Here is a 14758-nt window from a genome sequence, read left to right as displayed (position 1 = left end):
GGGTAGCTCCCGCCGCAACGCCAAGGGCCACGAGCGCAACCGGCGTGCCCAGCACGAACGGTCCTACTCCGCGCAGGCCCCGGGCCAGCGGCGTCGCCACTCCGATCCGGCGCGGCTGGCGGCGTTCCGGGCGCTGCGCGCGGTGAACTCCGAGGACGCCTACGGCAACCTGGTGCTGCCCGGCCTGGTCCGGGAGCTGCGCCTCGACAAGCGGGACGCGGCGTTCGCCACGGAACTGGCCTACGGCACCATGCGCTGGAGCGGCACGTGGGACGCCGTCCTGGCCGGGTGCGTGGACCGCCCTCTGGACCAGCTGGATCCCGCGGTGCTGGACGCCCTGCGGCTGGGTGCCCACCAGCTGCTGGCCATGCGCGTGCCCGACCACGCGGCCCTGGACGCCACCGTGGGGCTCGTGCGCGGTGAGATCGGGCAGGGCCCGGCCGGGCTCGTCAACGCGGTGCTGCGCAAGGTGGCCCGGCGCACCCAGGAGCAGTGGCTCGAGGCACTCGAGAGCGAGCAGCCGGACGAGTGGCGGCGGATGAGCGTCCGCTACGCGCACCCCGTGTGGGAGATCCGTGCGCTGCGCCGCGCGCTGCGGGCCAACGGTCGGGACCCCGAGGAGATCACGGATCTGCTGGCCGCCGACAACGAGGCACCGCGCGTGCACCTCGTGGCCCTGCCGGGCCTCGGCTCGCTCGACGCCGCACTGGAGGCCGGCGCGGACGCGGGGGACCTCGTACCCGGCAGCGCCGTCAGCGGCGGGGGAGACGTCCACCGCGTGCCCGGCGCCCGCGAGGGAGTGGTGCGCGTCCAGGACGCGGGCTCGCAGCTCGTGGCCCGTGTGCTGGCCCGTGCCGAGGTCGCGGAGGACTCCGGTCGCTGGGCCGACTTCTGCGCGGGTCCCGGCGGCAAGGCCGCGCTGCTCGCGTCGCTCGCGCACCAGCAGGGCGCTTCCCTGCTGGCCAACGAGGTCAGCGAGCACCGCGGCGACCTCGTGCGCCAGGCGCTGCAGCCTGTGCCGCGTGAGGCATGGGAGGTGCGCACCGGGGACGCGCGGCAGCTCCCGGAGGAGCACCAGGCCGCGTTCGACCGCGTGCTCGTGGACGTCCCGTGCACCGGTCTGGGTGCGCTGCGCCGACGCCCGGAGGCCCGCTGGCGGCGCACCCCGTCCGACGTGGCGAACCTCGCTGGGATCCAGCGCGAGCTGCTCGACGCCGCGGTGGCGGCCACCCGCCCCGGCGGCGTGGTGCTGTACGCCACGTGCTCACCGCACACCGCGGAGACCCACGACGTCCTCCAGGACCTGCTGGAGAAGCGCACTGACGTGCAGGTCCTGGACACCGCCGCGCTGGCCGTCGAGGCGGCCCTGCCGGGTGCCCTGGAGGACGCGCGCTCCGTGCGCCAAGAACTTCCCGGGGGCGGCACGAGCGTCCAGCTGTGGCCGCACGTGCACGGCACGGACGCGATGTACATGGTCGCGCTGCGCCGCACGGCCTGACCCCGGACCGCTGCTGTCCACCGCCCTCGCCAGACCGCTTCCCCCAGGAGGAACCCATGACCCGCTGCGACATCCACCCGTCCATCCTCTCCGCGGACTTCTCCCGTCTGAGCGAGGAGCTGCAGCGCATCAGCACGGCGGATGCCGCGCACGTGGACGTGATGGACAACCACTTCGTCCCCAACCTCACCCTGGGGCTGCCCGTGGTCGAGCGGCTGCAGGCGGTCTCGCCGGTGCCGCTGGACCTGCACCTGATGATCGAGGACCCGGACCGCTGGGCTCCCGCCTACGCGGAGGCCGGGTGCGCGTCCGTGACGTTCCACGCGGAGGCCGCCACGGCCCCGGTGAAGCTGGCCCGGGAGCTGCGCTCCGCGGGCGCGAAGGCGGGTCTCGCGGTGCGTCCGGCCACCCCGATCGAGCCGTACCTCGACTTGCTCCCCGAGCTCGACATGCTGCTCGTGATGACCGTGGAGCCGGGCTTCGGCGGCCAGACGTTCCTAGAGGTGACCCTGCCCAAGATCCGCCGCGCGGCCGACGCGCTGCGCGCCCACGGGGGCACCGTGGCCCTGCAGGTGGACGGTGGGATCACCGAGGAGACGATCGTGCGCGCCGCCGAGGCGGGCGCCGACACCTTCGTCGCGGGATCCGCCGTGTACGGCAAGGAGGACCCCGCCGCGGCGATCGCCGCCCTCCGGGAGACCGCGCGTTCCCACATGGGCTGACGGGTGAGCCGAGCCCCACCTCCTGTGCCCGTGGCGTCGGAGGTGCGTGGCATACTGTGCCCAGCAACGTGTTCCGGGGTCGGTGCAATTCCGAACCGGCGGTGACAGTCCGCGAACCGTGAACACCGTGACCGTGGTGCCGGGCCCTTCAGCGGGCAGGCATCGCGGCCACGGAGTGAACGGCCGAACCGGTGGAATTCCGGTGCCGACAGTACAGTCTGGATGGTAGGCACACGTGGGCACCGCGGTCCTGCGGCGCACCCTGTCCTGGGTGGGCCGCCCTGGGCGTTGTCGTGGTGCCGTCCGCCACACGGTCTCGACCGTGGGCGTGCTCCTGCTCCCCGGAACCACCGATTCGTGGCGGGTGAGAGGAGACACCGTGGAGGTCCTGCGTTGGTTGTTCGACGCGCAGTTGCGCGTGGGGGACGGCTTCATCCTGTGGCGTGAAGTGATCGGCAACGTGTTCGGCCTGCTGTCCGCCGTGGGCGGGATGCGCCGCAAGGTGTGGGCCTGGCCCGTGGGGATCGTGGGCAACGCCATCCTTCTCACGGTGTTCCTGGGCGCGGTCTTCGAGACCCCCAATCCCGTGAACCTGCTGGGGCAGGCCGGACGCCAGGTCATGTTCATCGCGGTGTCCGTCTTCGGGTGGGTGCAGTGGCACCGCTCGCGGGGCGCCTCGCAGGAGGCCGTGACCCCGCAGTGGGCCGGCACTCGCCAGCGCCTGCTCCTGGTCGCCGCCCTGCTGCTGGGCACTGCCGTGCTCACGCCCATCTTCCGCGCCCTGGGGTCGTACGAGCCCGTCTGGGCGGACGCCTGGATCTTCATGGGTTCCCTGCTCGCCACGTGGGGGATGGCCAAGGGCTGGGTCGAGTTCTGGCTCTTCTGGGTGGCGGTGGACATCGTGGGCGTGCCCCTGCTGTTCTCCGCGGGCTACTACGCCTCGGGGATCATGTACCTGGTCTACGGCGGCTTCACCCTGGCGGGCTTCTTCGTGTGGTGGCGCGTCAACACGCGCCAGCGCAAGGCGGCCACCATCGGCACCGGGTTCCCGGACCTGCACCTCTCGGTCGGGGACGACCGGTCGTGACGGGCGTCCCAGACCTCCCGGCGGCGGGACCCGATGCGTACGACGACGCCGGACTCCCGGCTCGCGCACACACGTCACCGCGCGCGACAGGCGCCCCTGCGGCGTCGGACCCCGCGGCCGGCCGATGCCCGGAACGGGGATTCACCGCCGCGGAGACGGCCGCGATGCGCGCGGCACTGACTGCTGCGGCGCGCGGGGTGCGGGGCGCCAACCCGGTGGTGGGCGCCGCGCTGCTGTCCGCCGAGGGCGAGGTCCTGCACGTGGGGTACCACCGGGGCGCCGGAACGGCACACGCCGAGGTCGTCGTCCTGGACGCCGTACGGGAGGCGGGGACCCCGCTGCGGGACACCACCCTGCTCGTGACGCTCGAACCGTGCCACCACACGGGCCGCACGGGACCGTGCACGGAGGCCATCCTGCGTGCCGGAGTCGGCCGGGTGGTGCACGCCGTGGCCGACACCACGGACGCGGCGCGCGGCGGTGCCGCGTGGTTGCGGGAGCACGGCGTCGAGGTCCGGGCCGGGCTGCTCGCCGCCGAGGCACTGGACCTGAACGATCGCTGGCTGCGCGCCCAGCAGCAGCGCCGCCCCTTCGTGAGTCTCAAGATCGCTCAGAGCATCGACGGCCGCGTGGCCGCCGTGGACGGCACGAGCCAGTGGATCACGGGCGCGCCGGCCCGCGCGGAGGGCCACCAGCTGCGCACCCGCGTGGACGCGGTCCTCGTGGGAGGGGGGACGCTGCGCAGCGACGACCCCTCGCTCACGGCGCGCACCCCCGAAGGAGAGCTCTGCGCCAGGCAGCCCCTGCGCGCGGTGATGTCCACCCGACCGGTGCCGGAGGCGGCCCGGATCCGTGGGGCCGACGGCCGCTTCGTCCAACTGGACACCCACGACCCCCGCGAGGCGCTCACCCGCCTGCGGGACCGCGGAGCGGCCCACGTCCTGGTGGAGGGCGGTCCCACCGTGGCGGCGGCCTTCCTCGCGGCGGATCTCGTGGACGAGCTGTGGCTGTACCAGGCACCCCTGCTGCTGGGCGCGGGCGCGTCCTCGGTGGCCGGGCTGGGCATCGGGACGCTCGCGGCGGCGTCGTCGTGGCGCGGTGATCACGTGGGGGTGCCGGACGGTGCAGTGGGGGCCGTGGGGGAGGACCTGCGGTGGCACCTGCGCCCGGCACCGTCATGAGGGCCCCGCGCTGACGGCCTCGCGCTGAGGGTCCCCCCGCTCAACGTCCCACGCCGCAGGTCCCACGGCGGATGCCCGCACGGCCAGCCCGGGCGGACGACGCACGGAACCAGCGGTGCGCCCCGAGCCTCTGCGCCACGCGGACCCCACCGCGCTCTCGGGCTGCGGCGCCACGGCGTCAGCGCCCCGACCAAGACATCGTGACCGACCGCGCACCGCTGCGCGGTCCACCACCCCCACAGGAGAGTTCTCGTGTTCACAGGAATCGTCGAAACCCAGGCCATCGTCCAGCGAGTGGAGCGCACGGCGCAGGACGCCGCCCGGCTCCACCTCACGGCGGGCACGCTCGTGGCGGACCTGCAGCGCGGCGGGTCACTGGCCGTGAACGGTGTGTGTCTCACCGCCGTGCCCGCTGACGGGTCCGAAGGCACGGACTTCACCGCAGATGTGATGGGGGAGACCCTGCGCCTGACCACCCTCGGCGAGCTGCGGCACGGCGACACCGTGAACGTGGAACGCTGCACGGCGGCCGGCCAGCGCCTGGACGGGCACGTGGTCCAGGGCCACGTGGACGGCGTGGGCCGGATCGTGTCCCGTACCCCGCACAGCGGGTGGGACACCGTGCGCGTGGCCGTGCCGGGGGAGCTCGCGCGGTACATCGCCGTGAAGGGCTCGATCGCGGTGGACGGGGTCTCCCTCACCGTCACCGCCGTGAACCGCCCCGGGGAGGACGAGGCGTGGTTCGAGGTGGGTGTGATCCCCGAGACGCTGCGGGTGACCACCCTGGGCACGCGTGCGCCGGGGGACCGGGTCAACCTGGAGGTGGACGTGCTCGCCAAGTACGCCGAGCGGCTGGCCGCGTGCGCCGCCGCGCCCGCGGGGGACGAGGTGCGCCTCGACTCCGTGCCGGACGCGGTCGCCGCGATCGCCTCGGGCGCGGCCGTGGTGGTCGTGGACGACGAGGACCGGGAGAACGAGGGCGACCTCGTCTTCGCCGCGCAGCACGCCACCCAACCGCTCATGGGCTTCACCGTGCGCCACAGCTCGGGCGTGGTGTGCGTGCCCATGCCGGGGGAGCGGGCCGACGCCCTGGGGCTGCCACCCATGACGGCGCACAACGAGGACGCCAAGGGCACCGCCTACACCGTCACGTGCGACGCCCGCGTGGGCATCACCACCGGCATCAGCGCCCGGGACCGGGCCCTGACCACCCGCCTGCTCGCCCTGCCCGGCACCACCGCGTCCGATCTCACCCGGCCCGGGCACATCCTCCCGCTGCGGGCCGTCCCCGGCGGCGTGCGGGAGCGCCCGGGGCACACGGAGGCCGCCGTCGAGCTCACCCGCCTGGCCGGGTGCGAGCCCGTGGGTGCCATCGCGGAGATCGTCGACGACGCCGGCCAGCCCCGCCGCGCGCCCGCCCTGCGCCGCTTCGCGGACGAGCACGGCCTCGTGATGATCAGCATCGCGGACCTCGTGCGCCACCTGGACGAGGTCGAGGCGCTCGCCGCGCGCGAGGACGGAGCGGCACGGGGACTCACCGCGTGAGCGCCGCAGAGCACCGCACGGCACAAGAGCACTGCCACGCGGAAGTGCACGGCCTCTCGGAAGAGCGCGGCCCTGCGGAAGGGCACCGCCCCGCCACGGCTCCGGCGCCCGGCCCCGTGCTGGAGCACTCCGAACCGGTCACGATCCCCACGGACCACGGGTCCTTCTCGGTGATCGGGTGGCGAGTGCCCGAGGGCCACGGCGCCCCCGCCACGGAGCACGTGTCGCTGACGGCACCCCCGCCGCCGGGCGAGGAGACGCTGCCCCCGCTCGTGCGGCTGCACTCGGAGTGCCTCACCGGGGACGTCCTCGGGTCCTGGCGCTGCGACTGCGGACCCCAGCTGCAGCTTGCGCTCGAGCGGATTCACAGGCACGGCGGCACCGTGCTGTACCTGCGCAACCACGAGGGCCGCGGCATCGGCCTGGTCAACAAGCTGCGGGCGTACAAGCTCCAGGACGCCGGGGCGGACACCGTGGACGCCAACACCATGCTCGGGCTGCCCGCCGAGGCTCGTGACTACACGGCGGCGGCGCGGATCCTCACCGCCATGAACCTCACCTCGATCCGCCTGCTCACCAACAACCCGGACAAGATCAGCAAGCTCGAGGCCCTCGGGATCACCGTGGTGGAAGCGGTGACCCACCAGGTGCCCGCCCGGACCGAGAACGTCGACTACCTGCGCGTCAAGCGCGACCGCATGCACCACCACCTCACCCACCTCACACCAGGAGAGAACTCATGAGCGGACACGGAGCCCCCACCACCGATGCCACGACCCTCGACGCCACCGGCCTGCGCGTGGCCGTGGTGGCCGCGAGCTGGCACACCACCATCATGGACGGGCTGCTCCGCGGCGCCCGGCGCGCGCTCGCGGACGCCCGCACCGGGCAGCTGCTGGAGGTCCGCGTCCCCGGCAGCTTCGAGCTGCCCGTCGCGGCGAGCCGCCTGGCCGGTGACGTGGACGCGGTGGTCGCGCTCGGCGTCGTGGTCCGCGGCGGGACCCCGCACTTCGACTACGTGTGCCACGCGGCCACCACCGGTCTCACCGAGGTCTCCGTGCGCACCGGGACCCCCGTGGGGTTCGGGCTGCTCACGTGCGACACCGAGCAGCAGGGGCTGGACCGCGCCGGGCTCGAGGGCTCCCAGGAGGACAAGGGTTACGAAGCCGCCCACGCGGCCCTGAGCACGGCACTCACCCTGGCCGCGCACGGGAGCTGACCCCGCCGAGGACCGCGACCCCGGCCCCGTGCGGTGAGCCACACCGCGGGACCGGGGCCCGCGTTCGGGGGAGCTGCACGCACGCATTACCCTGGAACGGTGAAAACCTTCGACGACCTCTTCACCGAACTCAGCGCCAAGGCGGCCCAGCGCCCCGAGGGCTCCAAGACCGTGGCGGAACTGGACTCCGGCGTGCACGGCATCGGCAAGAAGGTCGTGGAGGAGGCCGCCGAGGTCTGGATGGCGTGCGAGCACGAGACCCACGAGGAGGCCGCCGAGGAGATCTCGCAGCTGCTCTACCACCTCCAGGTCATGATGATCGCCAAGGGCATGACCCTCGAGGACGTCTACAAGCACCTCTGAGCCCGCACCGCGCGACGTGAGCACACCGCCGCGCTCGCCGGTCCCCACCGTCCCAGTCCGCTTTCGCGGGAAGGAATCCCATGCTGAGAGTCGCCGTGCCCAACAAGGGCGCGCTGTCCGAGTCCGCCACCACCATGCTCACGGAGGCCGGCTACCGGCAGCGGCGCAGCAGCCGCGAGCTCGTGCTCGTGGACAACGACAACGGGGTGGAGTTCTTCTACCTGCGCCCGCGTGACATCGCCATTTACGTGGGCGGGGGCACCCTGGACCTCGGCATCACGGGCCGTGACCTGCTTCTGGACTCCGGGGCCGACGCCGCCGAGGAGCTGTGCCTGGACTTCGCCCGCTCCACCTTCCGCCTGGCCGGTCCGCTCGGACAGTTCTCCTCGGTGCAGGACCTGCAGGGCAAGCGGATCGCCACGAGCTACCAGCTGCTGCTGGAGCAGCACCTCGCCGAGCAGGGCGTCGATGCCGAGGTGGTGCGCCTGGACGGCGCCGTGGAGTCCGCCATCCGGCTGGGCGTCGCGGACGCGATCGCGGATGTGGTGGAGACCGGCAACACCCTGCGGGCCGCGGGACTCGAGATCTTCGACGAGCCGATCATGAGGTCCGAGGCGCTGCTCATCCGGCGCGGGGACGAACCGGAGCCCGAGGGGCTGAGCGTGCTGCGGCGTCGTCTGCAGGGCGTGCTCGTGGCCCGGCAGTACGTGATGATGGACTACGACATCCGCGAGGAGCTGCTGCCGGCGGCCGTGGAGATCACCCCCGGCATGGAGGGCCCCACCATCTCCCCGCTGGGCCGGGACGGGGCGGTGGCGGTCCGCTCGATGGTCCGCAAGGCGGACACGAACAAGGTCATGGACGCGCTCTACGAGGTGGGGGCCCGGGCCATCCTGGTGTCCCCGATCCAGGCGGCGCGGATCTGACGAGCGCCCCGCCGCGATCCGTGCGGCGGGGGCGGGCACGGCGCAGCAGCACGAGCGAACGAGGAAGGGCGGCACAGATGGGTGTGGCGGTGCGGGTGATCCCGTGCCTGGACGTGGATGCCGGGCGCGTGGTCAAGGGTGTGAACTTCGAGAACCTGCGGGACGCGGGCGATCCCGTGGAGCTGGCGGCCCGCTACGACCTCGCGGGTGCGGACGAGCTCACGTTCCTGGACGTCACGGCGTCCTCGAGCGAGCGGGACACCATGTACGACGTGGTGGCGCGCACCGCGGAGAAGATGTTCATCCCCCTCACGGTGGGCGGCGGCGTGCGGACCCCGGAGGACGTGGACCGGCTGCTGCGGTGCGGCGCGGACAAGGTGTCGGTCAACACGGCGGCGGTGACGCGACCGGAGGTGATCGACGAGATCACCCGGCGCTTCGGCAACCAGGTGCTCGTGCTCTCGCTGGACGCCCGCCGCACCGGCAACACCGCCTCCGGCTTCGAGGTCACCACCCGCGGTGGTCGCACCCTCACCGGCATCGACGCCCTGGACTGGGCGCGGGAGGCCGAACGGCGCGGCGTGGGGGAGATCCTGCTCAACTCGATGGACGCGGACGGCACGCGGGAGGGCTTCGACCTGGAGATGATCGCCGCCGTGCGCGCCGTGGTGGGTGTGCCGCTGATCGCCTCGGGCGGCGCGGGTGCCCCCGAGCACTTCCCCCCGGCCGTCGCGGCCGGCGCGGACGCGGTGCTCGCCGCCTCGGTGTTCCACTTCGGACCGGACCACGCGATCGAGGACGTCAAGAACGCCCTGCGCGCCGCGGGCCACGAGGTGCGCTGATGACCGGCACGGACACTCCCCGCGAGGCGCAAGGCCACCCCGCCCTGGACCAGGAGATCGCGGCCCGTCTGAAACGGGACCCCGCGGGTCTCGTGGCCGCCGTGGTGCAGCAGCACGACACCGGCGAGGTGCTCATGCTCGGCTGGATGGACGACGAGGCCCTGCGCCGGACCCTGACCGAGGGCCGGGTGACGTTCTGGTCCCGTTCGCGCCAGGAGTACTGGCGCAAGGGGGACACCTCCGGCCACGTCCAGCGGGTGCACTCGGTGCACCTGGACTGCGACGGCGACGCCCTGCTCGTGAAGGTCGACCAGACCGGCGCGGCATGTCACACCGGTACCCGCACGTGCTTCGACGGGCGGAACCTGAACGCGGAACAGGCGGTCCAGTAGTGCAGGAGCTCGGCACCATCACCCCCACCCTCGAGGAGTTCCGCGAGTACGCGGCCACGCGCCGTGTGGTTCCTGTGCGGATGTTCGTGCTCGCGGACGCCCTGACCCCCGTGGGCCTCTACCGGGCGCTCGTCACGCGCGACGGTGCCGCCCGCCCGGGCACGTTCCTGCTGGAGTCCGCGGCCGAGGGTGGCGTGTGGTCGCGCTACTCGTTCGTGGGCGCGAGATCCGTGGCCACGCTCACCGCTCGGGACGGGCAGGCACACTGGCTCGGGGACGCCCCCTCCGGTGCACCCACGGACGGTGACCCGCTCGAGGCGCTGCGGGCGACCATGGAGCTGCTGCACACCGAGCCGTTCGAGGGCGTCCCCCCGCTCACCAGCGGCATGGTCGGGTTCGTGGGCTGGGAGGCGGTGCGTCGCTGGGAGAAGCTGCCGCACCCGCCCGAGGACGACCTGCACGTCCCCGAGCTCGCCATGAACCTGGTCTCCGACATGGCCGTGCACGACAGCAAGGACGGCACGGTCCTGCTGGTGGCCAACGCCGTGAACGTCAACGGCACGGACGAGAACGTTGACGCGGCCTACCACGACGCCGTGGCGCGCCTGGAGTCGATGCTGCGCCGGCTCGCCACCCCCCTGGAACGCACCACGGTGTCCGTGGCGCCGCCCGGCCCGGTGGACCTGGAGGCCGCCGTGGAGCAGTCCTGGGACCGGGAGCTGTTCATGTCCGCGATCGACCGCGGCAAGCAGGCCATCGTGGACGGCGAGATCTTCCAGGTGGTGGTCTCGCGCCGCTTCGAGACGGCGTGCGGCGCGGACTCCCTGGACGTGTACCGCACCCTGCGCCGGATCAACCCGAGCCCGTACATGTACCTCTACTCGTTCGAGGACGCCCACGGCAGGCCCTACTCGATCGTGGGCTCCTCGCCGGAGGCCCTCGTCACGGTCACGGGGCGCCAGGCCGTGACCCACCCGATCGCCGGATCGCGCCCGCGGGGGGCCACCGTGGACGAGGATCTCGCGCTCGGGGAGGACCTGCTCGCGGACGAGAAGGAGCGCGCGGAGCACCTCATGCTCGTGGACCTCGCGCGCAACGACCTCTCCAGGGTGGCCGAGCCCGGCAGCGTGGACGTCAGCGAGTTCATGGAGATCGAGCGCTTCAGCCACGTCATGCACCTGTGCTCCACCGTGGTCGCGCGGATGCGCGAGGACGTGACGGCCTATGACGTGCTGGCCGCCACCTTCCCGGCGGGAACCCTCTCCGGAGCCCCCAAGCCCCGGGCGCTGCAGCTGCTGGACGAGTACGAGCCCCTGCGCCGCGCGGTCTACGGCGGCGTGGTGGGCTACATGGACTTCGCCGGGAACATGGACATGGCCATCGCCATCCGCACCGCGCTGCTCCTCGAGGGCCGGGCCTACGTGCAGGCCGGCGGGGGTATCGTGGCGGACTCCGCCCCCGAGTCCGAGGCCCAGGAGTCGCTCAACAAGGCCACCGCCCCGCTGCGCGCCGCCCTGATCGCCCAGTCCCTGCGACCGCTCGCACCCTGAGCGCACCCGCACCGCACCCCCAGAGGAGCCGACCTTGCCGCGTCGCACCGCCCCCGCCGTCCTGAGCACGCTGCTGTGCGCGCTCGCGCTGTTCGGCACCACCACCCAGGCCTGGATCCACGCCGCCGTCACCACGTCCCTCCAGCCGGTCACGGTGGACGTCACGGGTGCCGACGCCGCGCCAGCCGTCACGGCCCTGGGTCTCGTGGCCGCCGTGGCCGCGGTGGCCTCCGCCCTGGGAGGGCGGATCCTGCGGACGGTCGTGGGCGTCGTCGTGGTCCTCGCCGGTGCGGGCGCGGTGGCCGCGGTGCTCGCCGTCACGGCGGACCCGCGGGCGGCGGCCCAGCCCGCCGTGGGCGCCCAGACCGGCGTGATCAGCGGCGGCGGCGAGTACGCCATGACCGCGTGGCCGTGGGCCGCCGTGGCGGCGGCAGTCCTGCTGGGCCTGTGCGGGATCTGGCTCGTGCTCGTGGCCCAGCGGGTGCGGGCTCGTGCGACCCAGCGCTACGACCGCGCGCCGCTCACGGGTGCCGCGGGTCCGCAGGACACCGCGGCGACCGGGCAGGACGTGACGGACGAGGGGTCGACGAGCGCGGCGGGCGCGTCGAGCACCCCGCCCGGTGAGACCCAGGCGGCCGACCACGCGGACGACATCGACACGTGGGACGCCCTGACCCGCGGCGAGGATCCCACGCGGAACACGTGAGACGCTGCCGCTTACCGGGCCCGGGTAGTGGCACAATGGGCACGGAGAAGACTCGGCCTCGCACCGCACGCGAGTACGTCACAACGAGAGCCTTGGGCTCAACCTGCACGGGAGAGTGGACACGCATGTCGAACACCGATCAGATCATCCTGGACCACACCGCCGCGGTGGGGCACGGCAACACCGTGGCCGCGTGGGCCTGCGTGGCCGTGATGACCGTGGGCGTCATCGTCGGCTGCGTCGGGTTCATCAACGCCTCCGTGCCCGTGACCGTGGTGGGCATCGGGTTCATCGTCGTGGGCCTCGTCGTGGGCGGCGTGCTCAAGGCCATGGGCTACGGCAAGGGCGGGGCGAAGACCACCGCGCACTGACCCCCGCGCCCGCTCGCGGGCGCGGTCAGGTTGAACGTCACCGGATGATGGCCGGCTCCTGGACACGGGGAGCTGGCCATCGTCATCAGCGTGGCGGGTGGGCGGCGCCGCCCCCCATCCGTCGACAGGCAAGGGAGTCTCATGACGCAGCAGGACACCGGCACGGTGCTGGACCAGATCATCGAGGGGGTGCGGGAGGACCTCGAGACGCGCAGGTCCGCAGTGAGTCTGCAGGAGGTGCAGCGCGCGGCGGCAGAGCAGACGCCGGCGCTGGACGCCGAGGCGGCGCTGCGGGGCTCGGACCCCGCCGCCGTGCAGGTCATCGCCGAGGTCAAGCGCTCCAGCCCCTCCAAGGGGGCCCTGGCCGAGATCACGGACCCCGCCGCCCTCGCGGCCGCCTACGAGCGGGGTGGCGCCTCCGCCATCTCCGTGCTGACCGAGCAGCGACGCTTCGGCGGCTCGCTGGAGGACCTCGACGCCGTGCGCCGCGCGGTGGGGATCCCGGTGCTGCGCAAAGACTTCGTGGTGGAGGACTACCAGGTGTGGGAGGCCCGGGCCCACGGGGCGGACATCGTGCTGCTCATCGTGGCCGCGCTGGACGACCACACCCTGGCCAGGCTGCTCGAGCTCACCCACCACCTGGGGATGCACGCCCTCGTGGAGACGCACACGGAGGCGGAGATCGACCGCGCGGTCGCGGCCGGCGCCCGCATCATCGGTGTCAACACCCGCAACCTCAAGACCCTCGAGGTGGACGTGGACACGTTCGGCCGCCTGGCCCGCCGGCTGCCCCAGGACGCGGTGGTCGTGGCGGAGTCGGGAATCGTGGGCGAGGACCAGGTGCGGCTGTACGCCGGGCACGGGGCCAACGCCGTGCTCACGGGGGAGGCGCTCGTGACCGCCGAGGACCCGTCCCAGCGGATCTCGCGGTTCCGCGAGGTGGGCGCCCTGGCACGGGGCGAGTTCCTGGAGGGGGCCACCCCTCCCGCGGCCCAGGCGGAGCACGCCGCCTCGCAGGCCGCCGGCACCGACTCCGCCGAGAACACCGGTTCGCTGCGCAACGCGCCAGGTCCCTACTTCGGGGACTTCGGCGGGCGCTGGATGCCCGAGTCCCTCGTGGCGGCCCTCGACGAGCTCACGGAGACGTTCGAGAAGGCCCGCACGGACGACGAGTTCCAGGCGGAGTTCCAGCGGCTCTGCCGGGACTACGCGGGCCGCCCCTCCCTGCTCACCGAGGCCGAGCGCTTCGGCGCCGAGCTGGGCGTGCGGGTGTTCCTCAAGCGCGAGGACCTCAACCACACCGGCTCCCACAAGATCAACAACGTGCTCGGGCAGGCGCTGCTGGCCCGCCGCATGGGCAAGACCCGTCTGATCGCGGAGACCGGCGCGGGCCAGCACGGCGTGGCCACCGCAACCGCCGCCGCGCTGTTCGGCATGGACTGCACGGTGTACATGGGCGAGGAGGACACCCGGCGCCAGGCGCTGAACGTCGCGCGCATGCGCCTGCTGGGCGCCGAGGTGGTGGCCGTGACCAATGGCTCGCGCACCCTCAAGGACGCCATCAACGAGGCCCTGCGGGACTGGGTGGCTTCCGTGGACACCACCCACTACCTGCTGGGAACCGCCGCCGGTCCGCACCCGTTCCCGGCCATGGTGCGCTACTTCCACGAGCAGATCGGTGAGGAGGCGCGGGCGCAGATCCTCGAACAGGCCGGGCGCCTTCCGGACGCCGTGACCGCGTGCGTGGGCGGCGGCTCCAACGCGATCGGCATCTTCCACGGCTTCCTGGACGACGCCTCGGTGCAGCTCTACGGCAACGAGGCCGGGGGCGACGGCGTGTCCACCGGCCGCCACGCCGCGACCATCTCCCTGGGCCGCCCGGGTGTGCTGCACGGGGCGAAGACGTTCCTGATGCAGGACACGGACGGCCAGACCGTGGAGTCCCACTCCATCTCCGCGGGCCTGGACTACCCGGCCGTGGGCCCGGAGCACTCCTACCTGCACTCGATCGGCCGGGTGGCGTACGAGGCCGTCACGGACCAGCAGGCCATGGACGCGTTCCGGCTGCTGTGCCGCACCGAGGGGATCATCCCCGCGATCGAGTCCTGCCACGCGCTGGCGGGCGCCCGTGAGGTTGCCTCCCGGTGGGTCGGTGAGCTCGGGCCCGAGGCCGCCGCCCAGAAGATCATCGTGGTGTCCCTCTCCGGGCGCGGCGACAAGGACGTGGCCACGGCCGCGGAGTGGTTCGACATGCTCCCGGACGACAGCCACGAGGAACGCGTCGCGCAGAAAGGCGAGCAGCTGTGAGCACCACCGCACACCCCTTGAACTCCGAGAGCTCCGAGAACTCTGAGAG

General features: G+C 73.1%; 15 protein-coding genes and 1 riboswitch. All 15 genes read left to right on the top strand.

What is annotated here, in order from left to right; genetic code table 11:
- Window positions 1–1498 (top strand): RsmB/NOP family class I SAM-dependent RNA methyltransferase (locus tag D9R02_RS05430; RefSeq protein ID WP_121566483.1); only part of this gene is annotated, 1498 nt, incomplete at its 5' end.
- 56 nt (window positions 1499–1554) lie between these two features.
- Window positions 1555–2220 carry a ribulose-phosphate 3-epimerase gene (gene rpe / locus D9R02_RS05425; RefSeq protein WP_070637909.1) on the top strand — a complete coding sequence of 222 codons (666 nt, stop codon included), beginning with the start codon at window positions 1555–1557 and terminating at the stop codon, window positions 2218–2220.
- A 65-nt stretch (window positions 2221–2285) separates the two neighbouring features.
- Window positions 2286–2458: riboswitch (FMN riboswitch) on the top strand.
- Between the two features lie 141 nt (window positions 2459–2599).
- Window positions 2600–3307 (top strand): nicotinamide riboside transporter PnuC, encoded by a 708-nt coding sequence (gene pnuC / locus D9R02_RS05420; RefSeq protein WP_035884946.1) that lies wholly within the window; start codon window positions 2600–2602, stop codon window positions 3305–3307.
- A 164-nt stretch (window positions 3308–3471) separates the two neighbouring features.
- Window positions 3472–4488, top strand: a complete 1017-nt coding sequence (gene ribD / locus D9R02_RS05415; protein WP_039101234.1) for a bifunctional diaminohydroxyphosphoribosylaminopyrimidine deaminase/5-amino-6-(5-phosphoribosylamino)uracil reductase RibD — start codon at window positions 3472–3474, stop codon at window positions 4486–4488.
- A 252-nt stretch (window positions 4489–4740) separates the two neighbouring features.
- The gene (locus D9R02_RS05410; protein ID WP_047978564.1) at window positions 4741–6033 is read left to right on the top strand and encodes a riboflavin synthase; all 1293 of its coding nucleotides are present in this window, start codon (window positions 4741–4743) and stop codon (window positions 6031–6033) included.
- Entirely contained in the window at window positions 6030–6776 is a 747-nt protein-coding gene (gene ribA, locus D9R02_RS05405; protein WP_223246180.1) for a GTP cyclohydrolase II, read from the top strand. The genes D9R02_RS05410 and ribA overlap by 4 nt, the downstream gene beginning before the upstream one ends.
- Window positions 6773–7252: a 6,7-dimethyl-8-ribityllumazine synthase gene (ribH, locus tag D9R02_RS05400; protein WP_019309071.1), complete on the top strand. Its 480-nt coding sequence runs from the start codon at window positions 6773–6775 to the stop codon at window positions 7250–7252. Before ribA ends, ribH begins: the two co-directional genes overlap by 4 nt.
- Window positions 7253–7351: 99 nt before the next feature.
- Entirely contained in the window at window positions 7352–7615 is a 264-nt protein-coding gene (locus tag D9R02_RS05395) for a phosphoribosyl-ATP diphosphatase (protein WP_019309072.1), read from the top strand.
- An 80-nt stretch (window positions 7616–7695) separates the two neighbouring features.
- Complete coding sequence (hisG, locus tag D9R02_RS05390; RefSeq protein ID WP_019309073.1) at window positions 7696–8541, top strand: ATP phosphoribosyltransferase; 846 nt, start codon at window positions 7696–7698, stop codon at window positions 8539–8541.
- A 77-nt stretch (window positions 8542–8618) separates the two neighbouring features.
- A complete protein-coding gene (gene hisF / locus D9R02_RS05385) occupies window positions 8619–9383 on the top strand; it encodes an imidazole glycerol phosphate synthase subunit HisF (RefSeq protein WP_019309074.1) in 765 nt (254 codons plus the stop codon).
- Window positions 9383–9775: a phosphoribosyl-AMP cyclohydrolase gene (gene hisI / locus D9R02_RS05380; RefSeq protein ID WP_019309075.1), complete on the top strand. Its 393-nt coding sequence runs from the start codon at window positions 9383–9385 to the stop codon at window positions 9773–9775. Before hisF ends, hisI begins: the two co-directional genes overlap by 1 nt.
- Complete coding sequence (locus D9R02_RS05375; RefSeq protein ID WP_019309076.1) at window positions 9775–11325, top strand: anthranilate synthase component I; 1551 nt, start codon at window positions 9775–9777, stop codon at window positions 11323–11325. Before hisI ends, D9R02_RS05375 begins: the two co-directional genes overlap by 1 nt.
- Before the next feature lie 34 nt (window positions 11326–11359).
- Window positions 11360–12031: a Trp biosynthesis-associated membrane protein gene (locus D9R02_RS05370; protein ID WP_019309077.1), complete on the top strand. Its 672-nt coding sequence runs from the start codon at window positions 11360–11362 to the stop codon at window positions 12029–12031.
- 125 nt (window positions 12032–12156) lie between these two features.
- Window positions 12157–12402, top strand: coding sequence for an HGxxPAAW family protein (locus D9R02_RS05365; RefSeq protein WP_019309078.1), 246 nt, complete (start codon window positions 12157–12159; stop codon window positions 12400–12402).
- 141 nt (window positions 12403–12543) lie between these two features.
- Entirely contained in the window at window positions 12544–14709 is a 2166-nt protein-coding gene (locus D9R02_RS05360) for a bifunctional phosphoribosylanthranilate isomerase/tryptophan synthase subunit beta (RefSeq protein ID WP_121566482.1), read from the top strand.
- Window positions 14710–14758 lie beyond the last annotated feature (49 nt).

It is taken from the genome of Kocuria rhizophila (assembly GCF_003667225.1).
In the GTDB taxonomy this organism is placed as follows: Bacteria; Actinomycetota; Actinomycetes; order Actinomycetales; family Micrococcaceae; genus Kocuria; species Kocuria rhizophila.
This window is presented reverse-complemented; position numbering and strand designations above follow the sequence as displayed.